Annotated in this window: 25 protein-coding genes; 6 read left to right on the forward strand and 19 right to left on the reverse strand. The window is 71.4% G+C overall.

The window, feature by feature from the left end:
- Positions 1 to 81 precede the first annotated feature (81 nt).
- From leuA to ddaH, 7 genes are all read right to left on the reverse strand, one after another.
- Entirely contained in the window at positions 82 to 1,791 is a 1,710-nt protein-coding gene (gene leuA / locus TCUR_RS15940; RefSeq protein ID WP_012853558.1) for a 2-isopropylmalate synthase, read from the reverse strand.
- Between the two features lie 291 nt (positions 1,792 to 2,082).
- A complete protein-coding gene (urtE, locus tag TCUR_RS15945) occupies positions 2,083 to 2,778 on the reverse strand; it encodes an urea ABC transporter ATP-binding subunit UrtE (protein ID WP_012853559.1) in 696 nt (231 codons plus the stop codon).
- 34 nt (positions 2,779 to 2,812) lie between these two features.
- Positions 2,813 to 3,592, reverse strand: a complete 780-nt coding sequence (gene urtD, locus TCUR_RS15950) for an urea ABC transporter ATP-binding protein UrtD (protein ID WP_012853560.1) — start codon at positions 3,590 to 3,592, stop codon at positions 2,813 to 2,815.
- Positions 3,589 to 4,683, reverse strand: coding sequence for an urea ABC transporter permease subunit UrtC (gene urtC / locus TCUR_RS15955; protein ID WP_041439867.1), 1,095 nt, complete (start codon positions 4,681 to 4,683; stop codon positions 3,589 to 3,591). The genes urtD and urtC overlap by 4 nt, the downstream gene beginning before the upstream one ends.
- 8 nt (positions 4,684 to 4,691) lie before the next feature.
- A complete protein-coding gene (gene urtB, locus TCUR_RS15960) occupies positions 4,692 to 5,570 on the reverse strand; it encodes an urea ABC transporter permease subunit UrtB (protein ID WP_012853562.1) in 879 nt (292 codons plus the stop codon).
- A gap of 85 nt (positions 5,571 to 5,655) precedes the next feature.
- Positions 5,656 to 6,873 carry an urea ABC transporter substrate-binding protein gene (gene urtA, locus TCUR_RS15965; RefSeq protein WP_012853563.1) on the reverse strand — a complete coding sequence of 406 codons (1,218 nt, stop codon included), beginning with the start codon at positions 6,871 to 6,873 and terminating at the stop codon, positions 5,656 to 5,658.
- Between the two features lie 193 nt (positions 6,874 to 7,066).
- Positions 7,067 to 7,843 (reverse strand): dimethylargininase, encoded by a 777-nt coding sequence (gene ddaH, locus TCUR_RS15970; protein ID WP_012853564.1) that lies wholly within the window; start codon positions 7,841 to 7,843, stop codon positions 7,067 to 7,069.
- A 266-nt stretch (positions 7,844 to 8,109) separates the two neighbouring features.
- On the opposite strand from ddaH, the gene TCUR_RS26045 reads away from it, so the two are divergent.
- On the forward strand, positions 8,110 to 8,697 hold the full coding sequence (locus TCUR_RS26045) for a hypothetical protein (RefSeq protein ID WP_012853565.1): 588 nt from the start codon (positions 8,110 to 8,112) through the stop codon (positions 8,695 to 8,697).
- 46 nt (positions 8,698 to 8,743) lie between these two features.
- On the opposite strand, the gene era is transcribed toward TCUR_RS26045, so the two are convergent.
- The 6 genes from era to TCUR_RS16005 all read right to left on the reverse strand — a co-directional run bounded on the left by era (position 8,744) and on the right by TCUR_RS16005 (position 13,776).
- Positions 8,744 to 9,679, reverse strand: coding sequence for a GTPase Era (gene era, locus TCUR_RS15980; protein WP_012853566.1), 936 nt, complete (start codon positions 9,677 to 9,679; stop codon positions 8,744 to 8,746).
- Between the two features lie 170 nt (positions 9,680 to 9,849).
- Positions 9,850 to 10,188: a cytidine/deoxycytidylate deaminase family protein gene (locus TCUR_RS15985; RefSeq protein WP_012853567.1), complete on the reverse strand. Its 339-nt coding sequence runs from the start codon at positions 10,186 to 10,188 to the stop codon at positions 9,850 to 9,852.
- Positions 10,189 to 10,231: 43 nt separating this feature from the next.
- Positions 10,232 to 11,560, reverse strand: a complete 1,329-nt coding sequence (locus TCUR_RS15990) for a hemolysin family protein (protein ID WP_012853568.1) — start codon at positions 11,558 to 11,560, stop codon at positions 10,232 to 10,234.
- Positions 11,561 to 11,737: 177 nt separating this feature from the next.
- Positions 11,738 to 12,208 carry an rRNA maturation RNase YbeY gene (gene ybeY / locus TCUR_RS15995; protein ID WP_012853569.1) on the reverse strand — a complete coding sequence of 157 codons (471 nt, stop codon included), beginning with the start codon at positions 12,206 to 12,208 and terminating at the stop codon, positions 11,738 to 11,740.
- 5 nt (positions 12,209 to 12,213) lie between these two features.
- Positions 12,214 to 13,260 (reverse strand): PhoH family protein, encoded by a 1,047-nt coding sequence (locus TCUR_RS16000; RefSeq protein WP_012853570.1) that lies wholly within the window; start codon positions 13,258 to 13,260, stop codon positions 12,214 to 12,216.
- Between the two features lie 165 nt (positions 13,261 to 13,425).
- A complete protein-coding gene (locus tag TCUR_RS16005) occupies positions 13,426 to 13,776 on the reverse strand; it encodes a histidine triad nucleotide-binding protein (RefSeq protein WP_012853571.1) in 351 nt (116 codons plus the stop codon).
- A gap of 477 nt (positions 13,777 to 14,253) precedes the next feature.
- Here TCUR_RS16005 and TCUR_RS16010 point away from each other — a divergent pair, with 477 nt between their 5' ends.
- Together TCUR_RS16010 and TCUR_RS16015 are read left to right on the forward strand one after the other, a co-directional pair.
- On the forward strand, positions 14,254 to 14,757 hold the full coding sequence (locus tag TCUR_RS16010; RefSeq protein WP_041442040.1) for a SigE family RNA polymerase sigma factor: 504 nt from the start codon (positions 14,254 to 14,256) through the stop codon (positions 14,755 to 14,757).
- Positions 14,754 to 15,425 (forward strand): hypothetical protein, encoded by a 672-nt coding sequence (locus tag TCUR_RS16015; RefSeq protein ID WP_012853573.1) that lies wholly within the window; start codon positions 14,754 to 14,756, stop codon positions 15,423 to 15,425. The genes TCUR_RS16010 and TCUR_RS16015 overlap by 4 nt, the downstream gene beginning before the upstream one ends.
- Positions 15,426 to 15,469: 44 nt before the next feature.
- Here the strand turns inward: TCUR_RS16015 and TCUR_RS16020 are convergent, their stop codons facing one another.
- From TCUR_RS16020 to hrcA, 3 genes are all read right to left on the reverse strand, one after another.
- A complete protein-coding gene (locus tag TCUR_RS16020) occupies positions 15,470 to 16,204 on the reverse strand; it encodes a 16S rRNA (uracil(1498)-N(3))-methyltransferase (RefSeq protein ID WP_012853574.1) in 735 nt (244 codons plus the stop codon).
- Between the two features lie 120 nt (positions 16,205 to 16,324).
- Complete coding sequence (dnaJ, locus tag TCUR_RS16025; RefSeq protein WP_012853575.1) at positions 16,325 to 17,455, reverse strand: molecular chaperone DnaJ; 1,131 nt, start codon at positions 17,453 to 17,455, stop codon at positions 16,325 to 16,327.
- Positions 17,456 to 18,469 (reverse strand): heat-inducible transcriptional repressor HrcA, encoded by a 1,014-nt coding sequence (gene hrcA, locus TCUR_RS16030; RefSeq protein WP_012853576.1) that lies wholly within the window; start codon positions 18,467 to 18,469, stop codon positions 17,456 to 17,458.
- 176 nt (positions 18,470 to 18,645) lie between these two features.
- Here hrcA and TCUR_RS16035 point away from each other — a divergent pair, with 176 nt between their 5' ends.
- A complete protein-coding gene (locus tag TCUR_RS16035; protein WP_012853577.1) occupies positions 18,646 to 19,470 on the forward strand; it encodes a DUF3097 domain-containing protein in 825 nt (274 codons plus the stop codon).
- Between the two features lie 63 nt (positions 19,471 to 19,533).
- On the opposite strand, the gene hemW is transcribed toward TCUR_RS16035, so the two are convergent.
- Together hemW and TCUR_RS16045 are read right to left on the reverse strand one after the other, a co-directional pair.
- The gene (gene hemW / locus TCUR_RS16040) at positions 19,534 to 20,745 is read right to left on the reverse strand and encodes a radical SAM family heme chaperone HemW (RefSeq protein ID WP_012853578.1); all 1,212 of its coding nucleotides are present in this window, start codon (positions 20,743 to 20,745) and stop codon (positions 19,534 to 19,536) included.
- Between the two features lie 39 nt (positions 20,746 to 20,784).
- On the reverse strand, positions 20,785 to 21,228 hold the full coding sequence (locus tag TCUR_RS16045; RefSeq protein ID WP_012853579.1) for an antitoxin YezG family protein: 444 nt from the start codon (positions 21,226 to 21,228) through the stop codon (positions 20,785 to 20,787).
- Positions 21,229 to 21,398: 170 nt separating this feature from the next.
- Here TCUR_RS16045 and TCUR_RS16050 point away from each other — a divergent pair, with 170 nt between their 5' ends.
- Both TCUR_RS16050 and TCUR_RS16055 read left to right on the forward strand, forming a co-directional pair.
- Complete coding sequence (locus TCUR_RS16050; protein WP_245536876.1) at positions 21,399 to 22,304, forward strand: hypothetical protein; 906 nt, start codon at positions 21,399 to 21,401, stop codon at positions 22,302 to 22,304.
- 258 nt (positions 22,305 to 22,562) lie between these two features.
- Positions 22,563 to 23,063, forward strand: coding sequence for a DUF4870 domain-containing protein (locus tag TCUR_RS16055; RefSeq protein WP_012853581.1), 501 nt, complete (start codon positions 22,563 to 22,565; stop codon positions 23,061 to 23,063).
- A gap of 13 nt (positions 23,064 to 23,076) precedes the next feature.
- On the opposite strand, the gene TCUR_RS25060 is transcribed toward TCUR_RS16055, so the two are convergent.
- Positions 23,077 to 23,805 (reverse strand): Uma2 family endonuclease, encoded by a 729-nt coding sequence (locus TCUR_RS25060; RefSeq protein ID WP_012853582.1) that lies wholly within the window; start codon positions 23,803 to 23,805, stop codon positions 23,077 to 23,079.
- Between the last annotated feature and the right edge of the window lie 7 nt (positions 23,806 to 23,812).

Here is a 23,812-nt window from a genome sequence, read left to right on the forward strand (position 1 = left end):
TCCGCCAGGCGTGGTGTCACCACCGCCTGGCAGGGCCTGTGTCCCGGCGGCACCGGCCGCCGGGGGAATCGCCGTGGGTCGTCAGGCGGTGCGGGCGGCGCGGTTGACCGCCGACAGCACGCCCTTCAGGGACGCGGTCACCGTGTTGGCGTCGATGCCGACCCCCCACAGTACCCGTCCGCCGATCTCGCACTCGATGTAGGCGGCGGCCTTGGCGTCGCTGCCGGAGCTGAGGGCGTGCTCGGCGTAGTCCAGCACCCGCACGTCGATGCCGACGGTGCCCAGGGCGTCCACGAACGCCGAGATCGGGCCGTTGCCGACGCCTTCGATCTCGCGGATCTCCCCATCCAGCCGCACGTCGCAGGTCAGGTGGTCCTTTTCGTCCACCCGGGAGGAGGTGCGGTGGGCCAGCAGCCCGATGCGCGGCCCGCTGGACAGGTACTCGCGCTCGAAGATCTGCCACATCTGCTCGGGGGTGACCTCGCCGCCCTCGGTGTCGGTGTGCTGCTGCACCACCCGGGAGAACTCGATCTGCAGCTTGCGGGGCAGATCCAGGGCGTGCTCGGTCTTCATGATGTAGGCCACGCCGCCCTTGCCGGACTGGCTGTTGACCCGGATCACCGCCTCGTAGGTGCGGCCCACGTCCTTGGGGTCGATGGGCAGGTAGGGCATCTGCCAGCGGTACTGGTCCACCGGCACCCCGGCCTCGGCGGCGTCCCGCTCCAGCGCCGCGAAGCCCTTGTTGATGGCGTCCTGGTGGGAGCCGGAGAAGGAGGTGTAGACCAGGTCGCCGGCGTACGGGTGCCGCTCGTGCACCGGCAGCTGGTTGCAGTACTCGACGGTGCGGCGGATCTCGTCGATGTCGGAGAAGTCGATCTGCGGGTCGATGCCCTGGGAGTACAGGTTCATGCCCAGGGTGACCAGGCAGACGTTGCCGGTCCGCTCGCCGTTGCCGAACAGGCAGCCCTCCACCCGGTCGGCGCCAGCCATCACCGCCAGCTCGGCGGAGGCCACCGCGGTGCCCCGGTCGTTGTGCGGGTGCACCGACAGGCAGACATGCTCGCGCCGCGACAGGTTGCGGCTCATCCACTCGACCTGGTCGGCGTAGACGTTGGGGGTGGAGCGCTCGATGGTGGACGGCAGGTTCAGGATGATCTCCCGGTCGGGGCCGGGCTGCCAGACGTCCATCACCGCTTCGCACACTTCCAGCGCGAAGTCCAGCTCGGTGTCGATGAAGATCTCCGGCGAGTACTCGTAGCCGAAGTCGCAGTCGCCCAGGTACTGCTCGGCGAACTTCATCACATGCCGGGTGCCCTCGACCGCCAGCGCCTTGCACTCGTCGCGGCCGATGCCGAACACCACCCGGCGGAACAGCGGAGCGGTGGCGTTGTACAGGTGCACGGTCGCCCGGGGCGCCCCCACCAGCGACTGCACGGTGCGCTCGATCAGCTCCTCACGGGCCTGAGTCAGCACCGAGATCTGCACATCGTCGGGGATGTGGTCCTCTTCGATCAGCAGCCGCACGAAGTCGAAGTCGGTCTGGCTGGCCGCCGGGAAGCCGACCTCGATCTCCTTGTAGCCCATCCGCACCAGCAGCTGGAACATCTTCAGCTTGCGGGCGGGGTCCATCGGGTCGATCAGCGCCTGGTTGCCGTCCCGCAGGTCGGTGGACAGCCAGCGCGGCGCCTGCGTGATCGTCTTGTTGGGCCAGGTGCGGTCCGGCAGATCGACCGGGGGGAAGGGACGGTAGCGGTGGAAGGGCATCCCACTGGGCTGCTGCTTGGGCTTCATGAAGGTGCTTCCCTCTGCTCGGACTTCCTTGGCGGTCGACACACGTCAAAATCCCGCAGCGAGGGAGCCGACCTTTTCTTCCGTCACAGGCCCCCGCTGCGGCCGCTAAGGAGGAGCAGCCCACGGGACATGCACCTCAAGGTACCCGATGACGCGTGTGTTACGGGTATCGGTCCCGCGATGTGAGACAACTCATGGGGCTGATGGTTCCCGGGCCGCGCATGCGGGCCGGCCGGCGCGAACCCCGTTCACGCCGGCCGGCCGTCCTGCGGGCGGATCTTTAGCGGGCCTTCAGACCGCCAGCAGGCGTTTGACCTCCTCATCGCGCAGGTCATCGGCGGTGCCCGTGCGCTGCACCATGCCGCCGTCCAGGATCACGAAGCCGTCGGCCAGCCGCAGCGCCAGCTCCAGGTACTGCTCCACCAGCAGCACCGCCAGGCCCTTTTCCTTGTGCAACCGTTCGATGGCCTCCTCGATCTCCTGCACGATGGAGGGCTGGATGCCCTCGGTGGGCTCGTCCAGGATCAGCATCCGCGGCCGGGTGACCAGCGCCCGGGCGATGGCCAGCTGCTGCTGCTGGCCGCCGGACAGAAAGCCCGCCCGCCGCTTGAGCATCTCCTTCAGCCGGGGGAAGACCTCCAGGGCCTCGTCCACGGCCCTCTTGTCCTTGTGCTTGGTGGCCTCCAGCGTGACCTGGAGGTTCTCGGCCACGGTGAGCTGGGGGAAGGTCTCGTGCCCCTGGGGGACGTAGCCCATGCCCAGCCGCACCCGCTCGTAGGTGGGCAGCCTGGTGACGTCCTTGCCGTCGAAGACGACCTTGCCGGCGGTGGGGGTGAGCACGCCCATGATGGAGTTCAGCAGCGTGGTCTTGCCGACCCCGTTGCGTCCCATCACGCACATCAGCTGCCCCGGTTCGACCGCCAGGTCGATGCCGAACAGCACCCGCGCCCGCCCGTAGGCCGCCTCCAGTCCGGTGACCTGCAGCATCACATCCGCCCCCGATCGCCTCCAGCGCGCCCGCTCACGCGGCCGCCTCCTTGCCGGACCGGCCCAGGTAGACCTCCTGGACCCGGGGGTCGGCGCTCACCTGGGCGACGTCCCCCTCGACCAGCACCTTTCCCTCGTGCAGGACGGTGACCTGCGAAGCGTAACGGCGCAGAAACTCCATGTCGTGTTCCACCACGATCACGGTGTGGTCCTTGGCGATCTCGGTGAGCAGCCGGCCGGTGCGCTCGCGTTCGTCCCGGCTCATGCCGGCCACCGGTTCGTCCAGCAGCAGCAGCTTGGGACGCTGGGCGAGCAGCATGCCGATCTCCAGCCACTGCCGCTGGCCGTGGGAGAGCACCCCGGCGGGCCGGTCGGCCAGCTCGGTCAGCCCGATGGTCTCCAGGGCCTGGGCGACGACCTCGTCGACGCCGCGCCGCTGCCGCAGCAGCGAGCGCAGCGGGCGGCGGAAGGAGGCGGCCAGGTCCAGGTTCTCCACCACCGTCAGTTCCTCGAACACCACCGAGGTCTGGAAGGTGCGGCCGATGCCCAGCCGGACGATCTTGTGCTCCTTGCGGCCCACCAGCTCGACGCCGCCGAACTTCACCGAGCCGGCGGCCGGGCGGGTCAGCCCGGTGATCACGTCGATCAGGGTGGTCTTGCCCGCCCCGTTGGGGCCGATCAGAAAGCGCAGCTCGCCCTTGCCGACGGTCAGGTCGACCCCGTCCAGGGCCCGGAAGCCGTCGAAGACGACCTGCAGTCCCCGGATCCGCAGCAGCTCCTCGGCGGGCCCGGGCGCCTTGCCCTGCTCGCTCATGCCGGCACCTCCTCCTTGAGCGAGGCCGGGGACTTCTCCTGGTGCGGGGCCGGGACGCTGCGGCGGCGGGCGACGGCGTCCTTGATCTGCTGGTAGACGCCGATGGCGCCCTTGGGGGCCAGCGTCATGACCCCGATGAACAGCGCGCCCTGCAGGTAGAGCCAGCCGCCGGCCCACTCCTCGCTGAAGGCGGTCTTGCCGTAGTTCATGACGATGGCGCCCAGGATCGCCCCGGCCAGCGCGTACCGGCCGCCGATCGCCACCGCCACCACCAGCTCCAGGGACGGGACGACGCCCAGCAGCGAGGGGGAGATGATCCCGGCCACCGGCACGAACAGCGCGCCGGCCAGCCCCGCCATGCCCGCCGAGATCGCGAAGGTGATGGTCTTGACCGTGGCCGGGTTGTAGCCCAAAAAGCGCACCCGGTCCTCCCCGTCGCGCACCGCGATCAGCAGCCGGCCGAAACGGCTCTTGACCAGTTGCCGGGCCAGCAGGTACAGCACGCCCAGCACCACGGCGGTGACGAAGTACAGGCCGCGCTGGGTGCTCTCGGCCTCCAGCTCGAAGCCGAAGAAGTCATAGAAGTTGGTCAGCCCGTTGGTGCCGCCGGTCAGGCCCTGCTGGCCGACCAGCAGGATCACGAACGCGGCGGCCAGCGCCTGGGAGAGGATGGCGAAGTAGGCGCCGCGCACCCGCTGGCGGAACACCAGCGCCCCCAGCAGCGCGGCCACCGTCACCGGCAGCACCACCACCGCGGCCAGCGCGATCACCGGGTTGCGGAACGGCGCCCACAGTGCCGGCAGCTCCTCCACCCCGCTCCAGACCATGAAGTCCGGCAACTCGCCGCCGGCGTCGTGGAGCTTGAGGTACATGCCCATCGCATAGCCGCCGAGGCCGAAGAACACCCCCTGGCCCAGCGTCAGCATGCCGCCCTGGCCCCAGGCCAGGCCGATGCCGAGCGCGGCGATGGCAAAGCACAGGTACTTGGCCAGCTCGTCCAGGCGGAAGCCCGGCAGCGCCAGCGGCGCCACCACCAGCAGCAACGCCGAGACGGCGGCGAACATCGCATATCCGCGCAGTTTGTCGTTCATGATCCGGCTCATGTCAGGGCCCTGCTGCGAAGGACGAACATGCCTTGTGGGCGCAGTTGCAGGAAGGCGACGATCGCGGCGAACACGATGACCTTGGCCAGGCTGGCGTTGGTCCAGAACTCGGCGAAGGAGTTGAGCATGCCCAGCGCCAGCGCGGCCAGCACCGCGCCGCGCAGCTGCCCGAGCCCGCCGACCACCACGACCAGGAACGCGTCGACGATGTAGTAGGTGCCCAGGGACGGTCCGACCGGGCCGATCAGGGTGAGCGCCACCCCGGCGACCCCGGCCAGCCCCGAGCCGATGAAGAAGGTGAGCTGGTCCACCCGGCCGGTGGCGACCCCGCTGCAGGCGGCCAGCCGGCGGTTCTGCATGACCGCGCGCATCCGGCGGCCCTGGGCCGAGCGGTTCATGTAGAGCCAGATGCCGACCACGCACACGGCGGCCAGCGCCATGATGAACAGCCGGTTGTAGGGGATGACGGTGCCGCCGATGTGCACTCCGCCGCTCAGCCAGGTGGGGGCGACGACCTGCACGTTGGGGGCGCCGAAGATGTCGCGGGCGGCCTGCTGGAGCACCAGGCTCACCCCCCAGGTCAGCAGCAGAGTGTCCAGCGGCCGGCCGTAAAAGTGCCGGATCGCGGCGCGTTCGAGCACCCAGCCCATCGCGCCGGCCAGCGCGAACGCCACCGGCAGCGCGACGGCCGCGGCCTGGGTGCCGGCCCAGTCCTGCAGCATGTAGGCCGTGTAGGCCCCGACCATGATGAACTCGCCGTGGGCCATGTTGATCACGCCCATCTGGCCGAACGTGAACGTCAGTCCCAGCGCGATCAGCAGCAGCACCGCCCCGATGCTCAGCCCGATCGGCAACTGGTTGAGCAGGTTTTCCAACAGCCGCCTCCTCGTGTGCCCGCCTTCCCCGAGAAGGCGGCGTCCGCCCCGTTGCGCACGCCGCCCGTTGCTCGGCCGTCCGGCGTTATGACAGGCCCTTGGCCCAGGGGTAGTTCTTCAGGTAGGGGTCCGGCTTGATCGGCTCTCCGGAGTTCCAGACCTCCTTGATCAGGCCGTCGGGCTGGATGACGCCGATGCGCGCGGTCTTGTACATGTGCTGGTTGTCGCCGTCGATGGTGACCTTGCCCTCGGGCAGCTCCAGCGAGATCCCGGCGGCGGCCTTCTTGACCGCCTCGACCTCGGTGGTGCCGGCCTTCTCGACCGCGGCGGCCCACAGGTGGACGGCGTTGTAGCCGGCCTGCATCGGGTCGGAGGTCACCGCGCCCTTGTGACGGGCCTGGAAGTTCTTGACGAACTCGGCGTTCTTCTCGCCCTCGGTGGTCTGGTAGTAGTTCCAGGCCACCAGGTGACCGACGATGTTGTCGACACCGATGCCCTTGACCTCTTCTTCGGCGATGCTCACCGACATGACCGGGATGTCCTTGGCGGTGATGCCGGCGCTCTTGAGCTGCTTGAAGAAGGCCACGTTGCTGTCGCCGTTGAGGGTGTTGAACACCGCGTCCGGCTTGGCGGCCACGATCTTGTTGACCAGCGTGCTGTATTCGGTGTGCCCGAGCGGGGTGTACTCCTCGCCCAGAATTTCCATGTCATTGGCCGCCGCGTACGCCTTGATGATTTTGTTGGCGGTGCGCGGGAAGACGTAGTCGCTGCCGACCAGGAAGATGCGCTTCTTGCCCTTTTCCTTGAGGTAGTCCAGGCCCGGCACGATTTGCTGGTTGGTGGTGGCGCCGGTGTAGAAGATATAGGGCGAGCTCTCCAGGCCCTCGTATTGCACGGGGTACCACAACAGGGCCTTGTTGCGTTCGAAGACCGGGAGCATGGCCTTGCGGCTGGCCGAGGTCCAGCCGCCGAACACGGCCGCGACCTTGTCCTGCCTGATGAGCTTCTGGGCCTTCTGGGCGAAGGTCGGCCAGTCGGAGGCGCCGTCCTCCTGGACCACCTCCAATTTCTTGCCCAGCAGCCCGCCGGCGGCGTTGATCTCGTCGACGGCCATCTTCTCGGCATTGGCCACCGTCACCTCGCTGATGGCCATCGTGCCGCTCAGCGAGTGCAGAATGCCGACCTTGATCGTGTCGCCGTCCCCGGACCCTCCGCTGGAATTATCCGAATCGCCGCAGCCGACGAGCAGTGCGGCCGGCAAGACGGCGAGGGCAGCCCAATAACGCAGGGATCTTTTGCGCAACTATCCGCTCCTTGTGACCGAGGTCCCGGTTTTCCCTCTGCCAAGTCTGGAGCGCGATATTTCCGCGGACCACCCGCTACGTTAAGAATGCTTTACCAACTTCTCACCGCGCTTTCGGACGTTCGTGATGGGCTTGCCGCCCCGTCCGAAACGCGCTGACCTGGGCGTTGACCGAAGGTCACCCTACGGAGCGTCAGGGGATGAGCACTGAAAGACAGGTGACGCAGCCCTCCAGCGCCTCGAATTCGCTGATGTCCACCGCCGTGACGCGCAGTCCTTCGGCGCGCAGCCGCGCAGCGGTCCGCGGGGCGGAGGCGGAGATCAGCACATGGTCTTCCGCCAGCACCACCACGTGGGCCCCGGCCGGTTCGGGCGCCACCCGCAGCCCGGGCAGCACGGAGGTGTCCACATGCTCGGGCAGCCCGATCAAGGTCCCGTCCGGCAGCGCCGTCATCGCCGACTTCAGGTGCAGGCAGCCGGTCACCCGCACCGGGACGACCCGCCGCCCCCGCGCGCCCAGCAGCGCGGCCAGCCGGCAAACGGCGTCCTCGTTGGTGCGTCCCGACAGGCCCACATAGACCGTGTCGCCGACCTGCAGGACGTCTCCGCCGTCCAGCGTGGCGGGCGGCTCGATCCGCGCCACCTCCAGCCCGAGGGCGCGCACCGCCCGTTCGGTGCCCGCCACCTCCGGGCGGCGGCCGGGAGCCCCGGAATGGGCGAGCACCGCCAGCCCGTCGCAGACCACCACGGTGTCCTCCACGAACACCGCATCGGGCAGGTCCGGGGCCGGCTCGACCGGGTGGACCCGCCAGCCCGCCGCCCGCAGTGCCGCCGCGTACGCCGCGTGCTGGCGGGCGGCCAGCTCCACGTCCACCGGACGCCGGTCGATATGGGTGACGATCCCCTCCGCCAGGCGCGGTCCCGGCGCGCGCACCAGCGCCGTCTTGAGCGTGCTCCCGGACGTCACCACGCCGCCCTCCCGGCCGCTGCGGTCACCCGGCGATCGCCTGCCCGCTCACCGGGCATACGGAACCGGCGGGACGACTGGGAAGCAAACGACACAGACCCTCCCAAGAAAGTTGATCGCTGCACAAAGTATCCGTTCCTGTGGACGGTGGGGCCTCTCCCCGACGGGCGGCACCCCCTGCCTCGCACACCGCGCCGCCCGCCACGGGGCCGGCGGAAACACGCGGGAAGGGACCCGCGGCGGCGGCCCGGCCTTCTAGGCTGGGCGACATGATGGGTGACCAAGGTCAGCAGGAAGGGTGGACGCCGCCCGGCGAGGACCGGCCGGCCTCCTCCCCCCGGCCCGGTTTCCTGCCGCCCGCGCCGCCGCCGGATCCCGGCGCCGCGCCGGCCGAGCCGCCCGCCGCGGCCCGCTCCCCGTCGGCCGGCTGGGGGCTGGCCCGTCTGCTCACCGCCACGGCCCTGCTGGTGTCGGCCTTCCTGCCGTGGGCCAAGGCCGGCGTGCGCCTGGAGGGGTTCGGGCAGGTGCTGCACCGCGAGCTGGCCACCGAGGCCGGGGTGAACGTGGACGGCACCGGGCAGCTGGTCCCGGTGTTCGCGGTGGCGGCGATCGTCATGATCGGCTGGAGCCTGCTCAAGGGCGACCTGCGCATCGGCGCGCTGGCCGCCGTCCCCGGAGCGCTCGCCCTGATCAGCTGCCTGGTCTTCCTGCTGCGGCTGGACCGCTTCCGCGAGGAGATCGGGGTGGGCCGCATGTTCCTGGGCGGCCTGGAGGTGAGCGCCGGGTACGGCTGGTACCTGTCGGTGGCCTCCTCGCTCCTGCTGATCGGCCTGGCCCTGGCCCGCCGGGGCGGCTGAGCGCGCCACGGCCGTGCGCCCTGCGGCCGTGGCGGCCTGCGGTCGTTCAGTCGTCAAAGCCCAGCCGGCGCAGCTGCTTGGGGTCGCGCTGCCAGTCCTTGGCCACGCTGACCTGCAGGTCCAGGTAGACCCTGACCCCCAGCAGCGCCTCGATCTGCTTGCGGGCGCAGGTGCCGACCTCGCGCAGCCGCGAACCCTTGGCGCCGATCACGATCGCCTTCTGGCTGGGCCGCTCCACGAACAGGTGGGCGTACACCTCGATCAGGTCGTCGCGGTCTTCGCGGGGCCGGATCTCGTCCACCACCACGGCGATGGAGTGGGGCAGCTCATCGCGCACGCCCTCCAGCGCGGCCTCCCGGATCAGCTCGGCGACCAGCACGTGCTCGGGCTCATCGGTCAGGTCGCCCTCCGGGTACAGCGGCATGCCCTCCGGCAGGTGGGAGATCAGCAGATCGCCCACCAGATCGACCTGAAAGCCCTCGGTGGCCGAGACCGGCACGATGTCGGCGAAGTCCCCCAACCGGTCCACCTGCACCAGCTGTTCGGCGATCCGCCGCCGGTCGGCCAGGTCGGTCTTGGTGACGATGGCCACCACCGGGGTCTTGCCGGACAGGCCGGCCAGCTCCCGGGCGATGAACCGGTCACCGGGGCCGATCTTCTCATTGGCGGGGATGCAAAAGCCGATCACGTCCACCTCGGTGAGGGTGGAGCGGACCAGGCTGTCCAGCCGCTCCCCCAACAGCGTGCGCGGCTTGTGCAGCCCCGGGGTGTCGACGATGATCAGCTGGGCGTCACAGCGGTGCACGATGCCGCGGATCGCCCGGCGGGTGGTCTGCGGACGGCTGCTGGTGATCGCCACCTTGGTGCCGACCAGCGCGTTCATCAGGGTGGACTTGCCCACGTTGGGGCGTCCGATGAAGCAGGCGAACCCGCAACGAAAGCCCTCGGGGGCCTGGGCGGTCATGATCTGCGGCGCGGTCATCCCTCGATTGTCACCCACCGGCGCGGCGGACCGTCCGGCGCGCAGGGGCCTGCGGCCCGGGCCGATGGGGCTTTGCGGCCCGCCGGATCGCGACGCGCCCGCGGCCGGGGAGTTCGGCTTGCCGGACCCACCCGTCCCGCGGCGGGTCCTTCTGTGGCGTGAGGAGGCCATCAGGGCACCAGCGTGGCGCGCACCGAGCCGTCAGGGGCCGCCAGCAGGATCGGCGCCTTGCGGCCCAGATCCCGCACCGCGGCGACGTCGGCGTCACGCACCTGCTCGTCTGCGGTGACCAGCGCGGCGGCCTCCAGGTCCTCGGCGCCGCTGGAGACGGCCATCGCCACCGCCACCTGCAGCGCCGACAGCTTCAGCGAAGGCAGGTCCACGCTGGTGGCCGCATAGGTCCGTCCCGTCTCGTCCCGGACGGCCGCGCCCTCGGCGGCGCCGGTGCGGGCCCGCGACGCCCGGGCCAGCGTGATGATCTTGGCGTCCTCGGCACTGATCTCGCTCACGCCACCAGCCTAAAGGCCCCGCGGGCAGAGGCGGGACGCCGCTTCAGCCGCGCATCCGCTCGGCGCCGCCGGAGTGCCGCTCCTCCTCGGCCCGTCCCTCCCGCTCGGTGGGCAGGCGCCGCACCAGCACGGTGCCGATGCGGTTGCGGCGGCCGGCGAGGCTCTCGGCGGTCAGCTCCAGGCCCGCCACCGTGGCCCGGGAGCCCTCGATCGGCACCCGGCCCAGCGCGTGCGCCAGCAGCCCGCCGACCGTGTCGACCTCCTCCACGTCCAGCTCCACGCCGAACAGCTCGGCCAGTTCGGCGACCGGCAGCCGGGCGGTCACCCGGACCGCGCCGTCCGGCAGGTGCTCCACCCGGGGACGCTCCTCGTCGTACTCGTCGGTGATCTCCCCGACGATCTCCTCCAGGATGTCCTCGATGGTGATCAACCCGGCGGTGCCGCCGTGCTCGTCGATGACGATGGCCACGTGGGTCTGCTGGGCCTGCATCTCGCGCAGCAGCTCATCGACGGGCTTGCTGTCGGGCACGTAGGTGGCCGGGCGCATCACCGACTCCACCAGCTCCCGGGAGGCGCCCTCGGGGTGCTCGTGGACGCGCCGGACGACGTCCTTGAGGTAGGCCATGCCGACCACGTCGTCTTCGTTCTCGCCGACCACCGGGATGCGGGAGAACCCGCTGCGCAGCGCCAGCGACAGCGCCTGCCGCAGGGTCTTGTCCCGCTCGATGAACACGATGTCGGTGCGCGGCACCATGACCTCGCGGACCAGCGTGTCGCCCAGCTCGAACACCGAGTGGATCATCGCGCGCTCGTCCGGTTCGATCAGCCGGCGCTGCTCGGCCAGGTCCACCAGGTCGCGCAGCTCGGCCTCGGAGGCGAACGGGCCCTCCCGGAAGCCCTTGCCGGGGGTCAGCGCGTTGCCCAGCACGATCAGCAGCCTGGGCAGCGGCCCCAGCACCCGGGCCAGCGGGTGGATCACCCCGGCGCCGGCCAGCGCGATCCGGTCGGCGTGCTGGCGGCCCAGTGTGCGCGGCCCCACCCCGACCACCACGTAGATCACCACGATCATGATCACCGCGGCGACCACGTAGGCCGGCCAGCTCTCCTCCAGCCAGGAGATGCACAGGTCCGCGACGATCACGGTGGCGGCCAGCTCGCAGCTGATCCGCAGCAGCAGCACCAGGTTGAGGTAGCGGGCCGGGTCGGCGACCACCTCGGCCAGCAGCTGCGCTCCGCGCCGCCCCTGCCGGTCCAGCTCCCGCACCCGCACCCGGGAGACGGTCGTCAGCGCCGCCTCCACGCTGGCCAGCAGCCCGGCCACGACGACCAGGGCGGCCGCCATGCCGATCAGCCATCCCTGCGCCGTGCCCATCACCGCGTCCCGCTCACCGGCCGGGGCGACAGGCCGCCGGCGCCCTCACCTTCGCCGCACACGCTCCTCACCGACCCCGCGCCCGGGCACCTGCGCGTACCGCGTGCCCGCCCGCCCGTCGCCGCACGATGCCGCCCGCGGCGGTGCCGCACCCCTTCGGCTCCTCCATCGCCTCGCTCAGGAGCGTCCGTTCCGCCAGGAGTTCAGCAGCCGCTCCTGCAAGCCGAACATCTCCTTGTGCTCCTCGGGGTCGGCGTGGTCGTAGCCGAGCAGGTGCAAGATGCCGTGGGTGCACAGCAGCTCCAGCTCGGCCTGGGTGCCGTGGCCGGCCTCGGCGCCCTGGCGCTCGGCCACCGCCGGGCACAGCACCACATCGCCCAGCAGCGCCGGGTCGGGATCCTCCTCCTCGCCGCCGCCCGGCCGGTGTCCGGGGCGCAGCTCGTCCATCGGGAAGGCCAGCACGTCCGTGGGGCCCGGCTCGCCCATCCACTTGACGTGCAGCTCGCTCATCGCCTCCTCGTCCACCAGCAGCAGCGACAGCTCCGCCAGCGGGTGGACGCGCAGCTCGTCCAGCACGTGCCGGGCCAGGCGGACCAGCGCCTGCTCGTCGACCTCGACGCCGGACTCGTTGAGAACCTCGATGCTCATCGCGTTTACCGCCGCTTGCGAGGACCGCCGTTGGCCCGGCCGGAGCCTTCGGAGGCTTGGCTGTCGAACCGGTCGTAGGCCTCCACGATGCGGGTGACCAGCTTGTGGCGCACCACGTCGCGGCTGGTCAGCCTGCAGAAGTGGATGTCGTCGATGCCCTCGAGGATCTCCTGGACGACCTCCAGGCCGCTGCGCTGGCCGCTGGGCAGGTCCACCTGGGTGACGTCGCCGGTGACCACGACCTTGGAGCCGAAGCCCAGGCGGGTCAGGAACATCTTCATCTGCTCCGGCGAGGTGTTCTGGGCCTCGTCCAAGATGATGAACGAGTCGTTGAGGGTGCGCCCGCGCATGTAGGCCAGCGGCGCCACCTCGATGGTGCCGGCGTTCATCAGCCGGGGGATGGAGTCGGGATCGACCATGTCGTGCAGCGCGTCGTACAGCGGCCGCAGGTACGGGTCGATCTTCTCGTACAGGGTGCCGGGCAGGAAGCCCAGCCGCTCCCCGGCCTCCACCGCCGGACGGGTCAAGATGATCCGGTTGACCTTCTTGTCCTGCAGCGCCCTGACCGCCTTGGCCATGGCCAGGTACGTCTTGCCGGTGCCGGCCGGGCCGATGCCGAAGACGATCGTGTGCTTGTCGATGGCGTCGACGTAGCGCTTCTGGTTGAGGGTCTTGGGCCGGATCGTACGGCCGCGTCCGGACAGGATGTCCAGGGTGAGGACTTCGGCGGGGCTTTCGCCGGTCTCCGCCCGCAGCATCGCCAAACTGTGCTCCACCGCGTCGGGGGTGAGTTGGGCGCCGCTGGTGAGCAGCGCGATCAGTTCGGAGAACAACCGGGAGACCAGCTCGCCCTCGTCCGCCGGACCGGTCACGGTGATCTCGTTGCCCCGGACGTGGATGTCGCTGTGGAAGGCACGCTCGATGACGTGCAGCAGCTCGTCCCGGGAACCGAGCAGGCTCACCATGGAGTGGTCTTCCGGCACCACGATCTTGACTTGGGAGTGCGAGCCGCGGGCGCGGTCGCGGCTGCCCGCATGAGTGATTTCCACCATCAGCCGGCCTTACGGCCTTTTCGACCTGCTCTCTTCAGTGTTTGTGGTCCGGTGCTCTGCCTGCCTCCATCTTACTGGGGGGTGCCGACGGAGCGCTCGGCCATTTCTCACCGGTTCCCACCGGTCCTCATCGGCAGGTCGCCGCAAGGACGGCCGGGCGGCGGATCAGCCGGGCGGCCAGTTCAGGCCACGCCCGCCCAGAACGTGCAGGTGCACATGGAAGACGGTCTGGCCGGCCTGCGGCCCGGTGTTGAACACCAGGCGGTATCCGCTCTCGGCGATGCCCTCCGCCACGGCCACCTGGTGGGCCTCCCGCACCACCTCCGCCGTCAGGTCGGCGTCGGCCGAGGCCAGCTCGGCGGCGTTGGCGTAGTGCTCGCGCGGGATGACCAGGACGTGGGTGGGGGCCTGCGGGTTGATGTCCCGGAAGGCGATGGTGCGCTCACCCTCCCGGACGATCTTGGCCGGGACCTCCCCGGAGACGATCTTGCAGAACAGGCAGTCCGAGGTGGACAATGAAAGGCTCCCTACTGGCTTGCCGGATGCCACGACCCTGTGGGCCGTTCGGCCGCTGCGCATATTACCGATCTCATCCGGCCTGTTCAGCCCTGACACAGAGGGTATTTCCAAGTAATTAACTAGGAAATATCCGGCCCGCCGGGCGGCCGCCCTCCCTCCGCCCGTCTCGCGCAAGCAATGATCATCAGCCTGCCCGATCCGCAAGCGCGAACACGCCGGGCTGGTTAAGGTTGCAAGGCGACGAACCCCCCGGATCGTAGGCGTCCCCCGCACCGCGTCCGTGACGGACCGGGTTCGCAAATCCCCCTGCCGCACCGGGTGGCGACCGCTCATCTGGACGGCCAGGGGATGGCAGAGGCGGCGGATTAGGTGACCGAGGCAAGACAGAAGATGCCCTTTCGTAAACCGGACAACGAGGGCACGCGTCCCACTGACGTGACCGAGACCCTCGTGGCCAGGGGCGCGGCGGGGGCGATGGCCGTCGCCTGGGATGCCGACCAAGCCGTGACCGCGCTGTATGCGACCAACTACCGTCCGCTGGTGCGGCTGGCCGCCATGCTGGTGCGCGATGTGGCCACCGCCGAGGAGGTCGTCCAGGAGGCGTTCATCGCCATGCACGCCGGCTGGCGGCGGCTGCGCGATCCGGACAAGGCCCTGTCGTACCTGCGTCAGGCGGTGGTGAACCGCTCGCGGTCGGTGCTGCGGCACCGCGCCGTGGTGGAGAAGTACGCGCCCAAGGGCCTGCCCGACGCTCCGAGCGCGGAACTGGGCGCCATCAACGAGCTGGAGCGCAGCGCGGTGATCGACGCCCTGGCCCGGCTGCCGGCCCGGCAGCGCGAGGCTCTCGTGTTGCGCTACTACGCCGATTTGTCCGAAGCGGAGATCGCCCGCGCGATGGGGATCAGCCGCGGCGCCGTCAAAAGCCACACGGCGCGCGGCATGGCCGCCCTTCGCAACGTTCTGGAGCAACTGTCATGACCACCGACCCCGACGACAAGTACGGCGAGATCCTGCGCCGTGCGCTGCACGCGGAGGCGGCCAGGGTCGAGCCCGCTCCGGATGGACTGGAGCGCATCCGCGCCGGCATCGAGCAGCGCTCCCGCAGGCGGCTGTCGAGGCTGCAGGGGTGGGCGCCCCCGTTCTGGCTGCCGGGCGGCTGGAGCCGCCCCCTGCTGGCGGTGGCCGTCACCGTGCTGGTCGTGGCCGTGGGCGTGTCGGCCCCGCAGACCATCGAGCGCATCTCCTCGGCCGGACGGCACGGCCCGGCCGAAGACAGCGGCACGCCCTCGGCGGCGGCGGCCGGCCAGGGCGCGGCGCACCTGCCCGGCCAGGCCCCGCACCCGCCCGGACAAGGGCACTCGCTGCCCCCCGCCTCCGCCGACTCCCCGGTGTCCCAGACGCCCGGGGTCTCCCCGTCGCCCACGTGCCCGCCCGCCGGGCGGCCGACCGATGAGGCGTCCCTGCGGCCCGCTCCCGGCGACCCGCAGCACACGCCTCCGCAGTGCCCCCAGGAGAGCCCGTCACCGACCGCTCCCGAACCGGAGGAGACGACGCCCACGCCTCCCGAGGAGCCGCCGTCGACCCCGTCTGAGGAGCCGCCCACGCCCACGCCCACCGACGAGCCGGAGACGACCGAGGAGCCCTGACCGTCCGGGGCCGCAGGCGGCCCGCTGAGGCCCCCCGGCGGGCCTCACCAGCGGCCGGTGGCGCTGAGCAGGATCGCGGCGGCGGCCACGCCGGCGGTGGAGGTGCGCAGCACGGTCGGCCCCAGCCGCACCGCGACGGCGCCGGCCTCGGCGAAGCACGCCAGTTCCTCGTCGGTGATGCCGCCCTCGGGGCCGACCACGGCGATGATCTCGCCCTCGGAGGGCAGGTCCACAGCGCGCAGCGGCACGGTGGCCGCCTCGTGCAGCACGATCGCGCGGGCGGCCCCGGCCAGGCGGGCGGCCACCTGCTCGGTGGTGGCCAGCGGCGGGATCTGCGGCAGCCGGCTGCGGCGGGACTGCTTGGCGGCCTCCCGGGCGGTGGTGCGCCACCGGCCGAGCGCCTTGTCCATCCGGTCGGGCCGCCACCGGGTGACGCACCGGGCCGCCTGCCACGGCACGATCTCGTCCACCCCGGCCTCGGTCATGGTCTCCACCGCCAGCTCGCCCCGCTCCCCCTTGGGCAGGGCCTGGACGACCACCAATCGGGGGCTGGGCGGCTGGTGGCGGTGCCGCGCCAGCACCTCCAGCACCAGCCGGTCCTTGCCGGCCACCGCGGCGACCACGCACTCGGCCAGCAGGCCGTCCCCGTCGGTCAGATCCACGCGCTCCCCGGGCCGCAGCCGGCGCACGGTGACGGCGTGCCGTCCCTCCGGGCCCTCCAGGACCACCCGGTCCTCGCGCAGCGCGGTGGAGTCGATGAGGAAGACGGGCGGGCTCACACCCGCCTCCGCGTCAGCGGGGAGGCGGCTGGGAGCGCGGTCGCGTCACCTGTCTGCGTCATGCCCGGCGCACGCCGGGCATGACGGCCCTCCACGGTCACTCGCCGGTCCACGCGACCGCTAGTGGCCGTTGAAGACGGCCCGCACCCGGGAGAAGAACCCCTGCTGGCCGGGGGCGAACTTGCCGGGAGGCCGCTCCTCGCCGCGCAGCTTGGCCAGCCGCCGCAGCAGTTCTTCCTGCTCTTCGTCCAAATTGGTGGGCGTCTCCACGTTGACGTGGATCAGCAGATCGCCGCGGCCGGACTCGTTGAGGTGGCGGACGCCCCGCCCGTGCAGCCGGATCACCTGCCCGGACTGGGTGCCGGGGCGGATGTCGACCTCCTCGGTGCCGTCCAGGGTCTCGATGGCGACCTGGGTGCCCAGCGCCGCCGCCGTCATCGGGATCTGCACGGTGCAGTGCAGATCGTCGCCCTCCCGCTCGAAGATCGGGTGCGGGCGTTCGACGATCTCCAAGAACAGGTCGCCGGCCGGGCCGCCGCCCGGGCCGACCTCGCCCTCCCCGGCGAGCTGAATGTGGGTGCCGCTCTCCACCCCGGCCGGGATCCGCACCTTGATGGTGCGCCGGGTGCGCACCCGGCCGTCGCCGGAGCACTCGGGGCAGGGCTGGCGGATGACGCTGCCGTAGCCGCCGCAGTGCGGGCACGGCCGCGACGTCATCACCTGGCCCAGGAAGGAGCGGGTGACCTGCTGCACCTCGCCCCGTCCCAGGCAGGTCTCGCAGGTCTCCGGGTGGGTGCCGGGGGCGGTGCCGGCCCCCGAGCACACGTTGCACACCACGGCGGTGTCGATGGCCAGCTCGCGGGTGGTGCCGAAGGCGGTCTCGGCCAGGTCCAGCTCCACCCGCAGCGTGGCGTTGCGGCCCCGCCGGGCCCGGCTGCGCGGGCCCCGCGAGGTCGCCGTGCCGAAGAAGGCGTCCATGATGTCGCTGAACGGGAAACCGGCCGCGCCGAACCCGGCACCGGCGCCGCCGCCGGGCGCGAACGGGTCCGCGCCCAGGTCGTACATCTCCCGCTTCTTCGGGTCGGAGAGCACCTCGTAGGCCTGGGTGATCTCCTTGAAGCGTTCCTGGGTCTCCGGGTCCGGATTGACATCCGGGTGGAGTTCCCGCGCGAGCCGCCGGTAGGCCTTCTTGATCTCGTCCTGGCTCGCGTCGCGGCGCACCCCAAGGATCGCGTAATAGTCGCGTGCCACTTACGACCCCGCGAGGACTTGTCCGACGTAACGTGCCACTGCCCGCACCGCTCCCATCGTGCTGGGGTAGTCCATCCGCGTCGGCCCGAGCACGCCCAGCCGCGCCAGGGGCCGGTCGCCGACGCCGTAGCCGGCGGCGACCACGGAGGTCGACCGAAGACTCTCGTGCGGATTCTCCTTGCCGATCCGCACCGTCAGACTAGACGAATCCCCGACCTCGCCGAGCAACCGCATCAGCACCACTTGCTCTTCCAGGGCCTCCAGCACCTCGCGCAGGCTCTGGGCGAAGTCGACGTTGGCCAAATTGGCGGTGCCGGCGAAGACGACCTTCTCCTCGTGCTTTTCGACCAAGGTCTCCAGCAGCACCGACAGCACGGTGGCGGCCACCTGCCGGTCGTCGGGGGCGACCTGCTCGGGCAGGTCGGCCACCGCGGTCGGCGCGTCCGCCAGCAGGCAGCCGTCCAGGCAGCTGTTGAGCAGGGTGCGCAGCCGCGACACCGACTCCTCGCAGACCGCGCCGGGGGTCTCCACCACCCGCTGCTCGACCCGCCCGGTGTTGGTGATCAGCACCAGCAGCAGCCGCCGCTCGGCGACCGGCACCAGCTCCACATGGCGCACCGACGAGCGCGACAGGGAGGGGTACTGCACCACCGCGACCTGCCGGGTGAGCTGGGCCAGCAGCCGGACGGTGCGGCTGACCACGTCGTCGAGGTCGTAGGCGCCGTTGAGGAAGGTCTCGATGGCGCGGCGTTCGGCCGCCGACAGCGGCTTGATCGTCGACAGCCGGTCCACGAACAGCCGGTAGCCCTTGTCGGTGGGCACCCGGCCGGCGCTGGTGTGCGGCTGGGTGATGTACCCCTGCTCCTCCAGCACCGCCATGTCGTTACGGATCGTCGCCGGAGAGACGCCCAGCGCATGCCGTTCGGCCAGCGCCTTGGAGCCCACCGGCTCGTTGGTGGACACGTAGTCCTCGACGATGGCGCGGAGCACCGCAAGTTTGCGGTCGTCGAGCACGTGGTCACCTCCTTGCGGCCCGCATACTGGCACTCCTTCCCCCCGAGTGCCAAGTCTACGGCGATTCGGGCGAGGTCGGAGGTCCCGGCAGGGTATCCTTTGCCGCCACGCCCACCGGCCGGGGGGAACGCGCCGTCCGGAGTCTCTGCACCGGCCGCGTCGTTAGAGTCCGGTCCGTGCGCAGCAAGGATTATGGCGATGATGTGCTGGCCGACCACCGGCGGTGGTCCCGTAAAAAGCCGATCCCCCGGGTGGCGGCCGAGCGGGACCTGGTGGTGGAGGACGCCGACAGCGGATTCTGCGGCGCCGTGGTGGCCTGCGACAAGCACGGGGTGACGCTGGAGGACCGGTTCGGCAACCGCCGCGTCTTTCCGCTCACCGAGGCCGGCTTCCTGCTGGAGGGCAGGCCGGTGACGCTGGTGCGGCCGCGCCGGCCCGCCGCGGGCCCGCTCCGCTCGGCCTCCGGGTCGATCGCGGTGCCCGGTCTGCGCGCCCGCGTGGCCCGCGAAAGCCGCATCTACGTCGAGGGCGTGCACGATGCGGAGCTGGTGGAAAAGATCTGGGGCCACGACCTGCGCGTGGAGGGGGTCGTGGTGGAGTACCTGGAGGGCGTCGACGACCTTCCGGCGGTGGTGGCCGAGTTCGGCCCCGGTCCGGGCCGGCGGCTGGGCGTGCTGGTGGACCACCTGGTCGAAGGGTCCAAGGAGAGCCGGATCGCCGCTCAGGTGTCCTCGCCGTACGTGCTGGTCACCGGGCATCCCTTCGTGGACATCTGGCAGGCCGTCAAGCCCGCCGCGTTGCGCATCGGGGCCTGGCCGCAGGTTCCGCCCGGCGTGCCCTGGAAGGAGGGCGTGCTGGCGGCGCTGGGCTGGCCTCCCGACGTGGGGGCGGCCTGGCGGCGGATCCTCGGCGCGGTGAACTCTTATGCCGATCTGGAGCCGCAGCTGCTGGGACGCGTGGAGGAGCTCATCGACTTCGTCACCGCTCCCGACCCCTCCTGAGCCGCCTGTGGGAGGGCCGCCGCCGGAACCGCAACGGCGCCGAAGAACCCGGCGGGGCCCTCGTCAGGTGAGGTCTCGGACGACGGCGTCGGCGAGCAGCCGGCCGCGCAGGGTCAGCACCGCGCGGCCCCGGCCGAAGTAGGGCTCCTCCTCCACCAGGCCGTCGGCGATGGCCCGCCGCACCGCCGCGTCCTCCAGCAGCTCGGCGGGGCACCCCTCGGCCAGCCGCAGTTCCAGCATGATGCGTTCGAGGCGGCGTTCGGCGGCGGTGAGGACCTCGCGGGCGTGCGCCGGGCTGCGCCCGCCGGCCAGCCGCGCGGCGTAGGCGGCCGGATGCTTGACGTTCCACCAGCGGGTGCCGCCGACGTGGCTGTGTGCGCCGGGGCCGATCCCCCACCAGTCGGCGCCCGTCCAGTACAGCAGGTTGTGCCGGCAGGCGGCGTGCGGGCCGCGCGCCCAGTTGGAGATCTCATACCAGTGCAGGCCGTGGGCGCTCAGCAGCTCCTCGGCCATCAGGTACCGGTCGGCCATCGCGTCGTCGTCGGGGGCGGCCAGTTCGCCGCGCCGCACCCGCGCGGCCAGCCGGGTGCCCTCTTCGACGATGAGGGCGTAGGCGGAGATGTGGTCGGGCTCGGTCTCCAGCGCGGCCAGCAGGGACGCCCGCCAGTCCGCCGCGCTCTCCCCCGGCGTCCCGTAGATCAGGTCGAGGTTGACCTGCTCGAAACCCGCCTTCCGCGCCCACCGGACGACCTGGGGGATGCGGCCGGGGGTGTGGACGCGGTCCAGCGCCGCCAGCACGTGCGGGCGGGCGCTTTGCATGCCGTAGGAGATGCGGGTGAACCCGGCGGCGCGCAGCTGCTCCAGGTAGCCCTCGTCCACCGATTCGGGGTTGGCCTCGGTGGTGACCTCGGCGCCGGGGGCCAGGCCGAACTCCGCGTCGATGGCGGCCAGGATCCGGCCCAGCTCGCCGGGCGGCAGCAGGGTCGGCGTGCCGCCCCCGAAGAACACCGTGCGCACCGGCAGGTCGGTCTGGCCCAGCACCCGCCGGGCCAGGCGCAGCTCGGCGATCGCGGCATCGGCGTACGAGTCGCGGCTCGCCCCGGGGCCCAGCTCGGCCGCGGTGTAGGTGTTGAAGTCGCAGTAACCGCAGCGGGTCACGCAGAACGGCACGTGCACGTAGCAGGCGAACGGGCGGGCGCCCAGTCCGTCCAGGGCGCTTTCGGGCAGCGCGCCGTCTGCGGGAACGGGGTCGCCATCGGGCAGGGTCGCGGGCACCCTCCAAGTCTGCCCGCAGCCGCCGACCGCCTTGGCCGCTCAGCCGGCCTCGCGGAGCTTGTTCTTCAGCCAGTCGGGGGTGTGCTCTTCCGAGCGGGGGAAACGGGCCAGGTCCAGCAGGTAGGCGGAGGCGGTGAGCGGAGGGTTGAAGTCCGGCTCGTTCTCGTAGTCGAACTCCACGTTGAAGCGCCCGGACCTTTCGACCTCCAGCCGCGCGGTGAACCACGCGCCCCGGTCCTCCCGATAGGTGGCGGCGCGCAGCTCGTCCATGTGCCGCACGGCCCGGCCGGGCGGGACCAGGCGGCGGACGGTGCCGTCCATGCAGACCATCTCCAGCGAGGCGCTGTCGATGCCGACCGTCGCCCGGAAGACCAGGGTCAGCCGCCGCCACCCCGGCGGGGCGGCGGCCCACAGCGCCCGTATCGCGTTCTCGACGGCCTTCCGCTCCTTGTGCGAGCGCAGGAGCTGATCGGTAGGGGTCACGGGAGCCTCCAAGCCGCGCGGGATGCAGGGTGTGACGCTATCGTTCCGGGCCGGTGCCGTGCGGGAGCAGGTCCGCCGCGGCCGCCCGGCGGTCGGAACGCGGCCGGCCGCCCTAATCTGGCGGGAACCGGATACGTTCGGCTGAGGGGGCGGGCCGGCCGGCCCGCATCGTGGTACTCGTAGGGGGCGAGGACATGTGGGGAGCCGGCTCGCAGGCCTACGGGCAGGTGCCCGTCCGGGTGGTGCTGCGCGGCGAGCCGGACGGCTGGCATTACGTGCTTTTCGACCGGGCCGGCAGCGAGCAGCGGGTGCCGCTGGGCGGCGGCGGGGCGCACTGGCAGACCAGTGGACGTCACGGCGAAGAGCCTCCCTGGTGGCGGCGGCATCTGGCCGAGGTCGCCGAGTCGTTGCGGGAACGCGTGGAGACGGCGGTCGCCGACCGGTGCTTTGAGCTGTTCGGCGTCGAGGCGCACATCACCTGGCTGGGGGTGGACGAGCCGATCCTGTGGGAAGGGCTGGTGACGTTGCGCGAGCCCGACCCGGCCCGTTTCCCCGGCGGCGCCCGCCCGTTCGTGGTCACGCTGCAGCCGGGACGCGGAGCGCTGCTGCCCTCGGCGGACCTGCTGTTCGACACCTGCGCCCAGGACGCCTGGGCGGCGCTGGAGGAGGTCGCCAGGGCGTGCCGCACCCCGCCGCCGCGGGCGCGTTTCCTGTGCGGCTGGACCGACCACCGCAGCGTGCGGGTGGGCCGCGGCCTGCTGGCGGTCTCCACCGAGCGGCGGATGGACGGGGTGGACCGGGTGGGCGAGATCTACGCCGAACGCCCGCCGGGCTGGAGCGGCAATCCGCGGCTGCGGCTGCGGCTGGACGGCATCGACCTGCTGGACGAGCCCGCCGAGGACGTGCTGCGGCTGCTGCTCGACCTGGGCCATGCGGTGGTGCGGCGCGGCCGGTGCCTGCGCCTTCCGGAGCTGGGGCTGACCCTTTATGAACGTCATGAGCACTCCCGGCACGACGGCCGTTTCGCCGGGGTGTCGCTGACCTCGCCGAACCCCCGGGTGCCGCACTTGGTGTAAAGAGGGTGCCGCCATGACCGCCTGTGGGAAGAATCCGCGAACCTCTTGGCCTTCGGAAGACTCATAGACTTCGTCAGGGAACCTTTTTCAACACGCGGCCCAAGGCGCCGGGGACGGGAGCCCAGGCGGCGCCCGCCGGCGCGGCGTTCCAGGTCACGGCATCGTCCCTGACTGCGACGCTCCAGCCTCGACCTGCGCAGACGGCGTGTTGGAAAAGGTTCACTGGTTCGCCGGTGAACCGTCGGAAAGGAATCCGCCATGGCTTACGGTCCTCCCCCGCCGATGCCGGGTCCGCAGCCCGGTCAGGGGCGGCAGGGGCCGTGGCAGCAACAGCCGCCCGGCCGGTACCTTCCCCCGCCGCCGGCGCCGCCGCCCGGCCAGTACGGGCTGCCCGCCCCCGCCTACGGCGGGCCGGCCCCTGTGATGGGCCCGGCCTCCCCGCAGGAGGAGAAGTGGGCGCTGATGGCCTATCTGGGTCAGCTTCAGGTGTCGGCGATCGCTCCCCTGGCGGCCCTGATCTCCAAGGGGGGCTCGCCGTTCGTCCGCCGGCACGCGGCGCAAGCCCTGAACATGGGGCTGGGAATGATCGTCGTCTGGGTGGTGGGCCTGCTTTTGGCCCAGTTCATGGACGCCCTGGCGCTCTTCCCGCTGGCCTATTCGGCCTTGTTCTTCTACTTCCTGCTGCGCGCCGCCATCGCGGTCAACCGGGGAGAGTTCCTGCAGGTGCCGTCCTTCATCGCCTGGCCGCTGCTGAAGTAGGGCCGACACGCTCTCAGGGAGCGGGTTCCGGGCCGGGCAGGATGGTGATCGTGCCGGGCTCGCCCGGGGGCTGGTCCAGCCGGACGACCCGGCCCGGGTAGGTGCGCTCGGCGATCGCCACATCGCGCTCGTCCCACTCGCCGTAGAAGATCGGGCAGCCGTCCTCCAGCTCCACTTTCTCGGCGCCGGTCGGCCAGCGGTGGCCGAAGGCGTCGACGAGGATCGGTTCCTCGCACGACGGCAGGTCCGGCCCGGTTCGCTCCATGGTGTTCCCCCTCCAGCGACCCGCCCAGCGGGATATCCGGTCGAAGATCGATCCCGGCGCCAGATCCAGCCGGAAGGGCTCGTCGATCAGATGGTGGTCTCCGGGGGTGACCGCGGCCCGTTCCGCGTAGACGCCGTCGATCAGCTCGTGCACGTGTACCACCAGTTCGTCCCCGGTGGGGTCCACCACCCAGTAGTGCGGGACCCCGAACCGCTGGTACGCGTTCTTCTTGCCGCCCAGGTCACGACTTCGCGAGGCCGGGGAGACCACCTCCGCCACCAGCAGGGGTGTCCCCTCGACGCGTCCTCGCCCGCCGACCTGCTCCTCCCGGCAGACCAGCAGGTCCGCCCGCAGCCAGGTGTCGTCGTCCAGCCGGACGCCGGGGCCGGTCAGCGACCGGTGCCCGGCGTCGGTGGCGAGGGCGACGGGGACGGCCAGATCAGAGACGAGGACCTGATGCAGAAGTGAATGACCCACAACGCTC

The sequence above is a fragment of the Thermomonospora curvata DSM 43183 genome, from assembly GCF_000024385.1.
GTDB lineage: Bacteria > Actinomycetota > Actinomycetes > Streptosporangiales > Streptosporangiaceae > Thermomonospora > Thermomonospora curvata.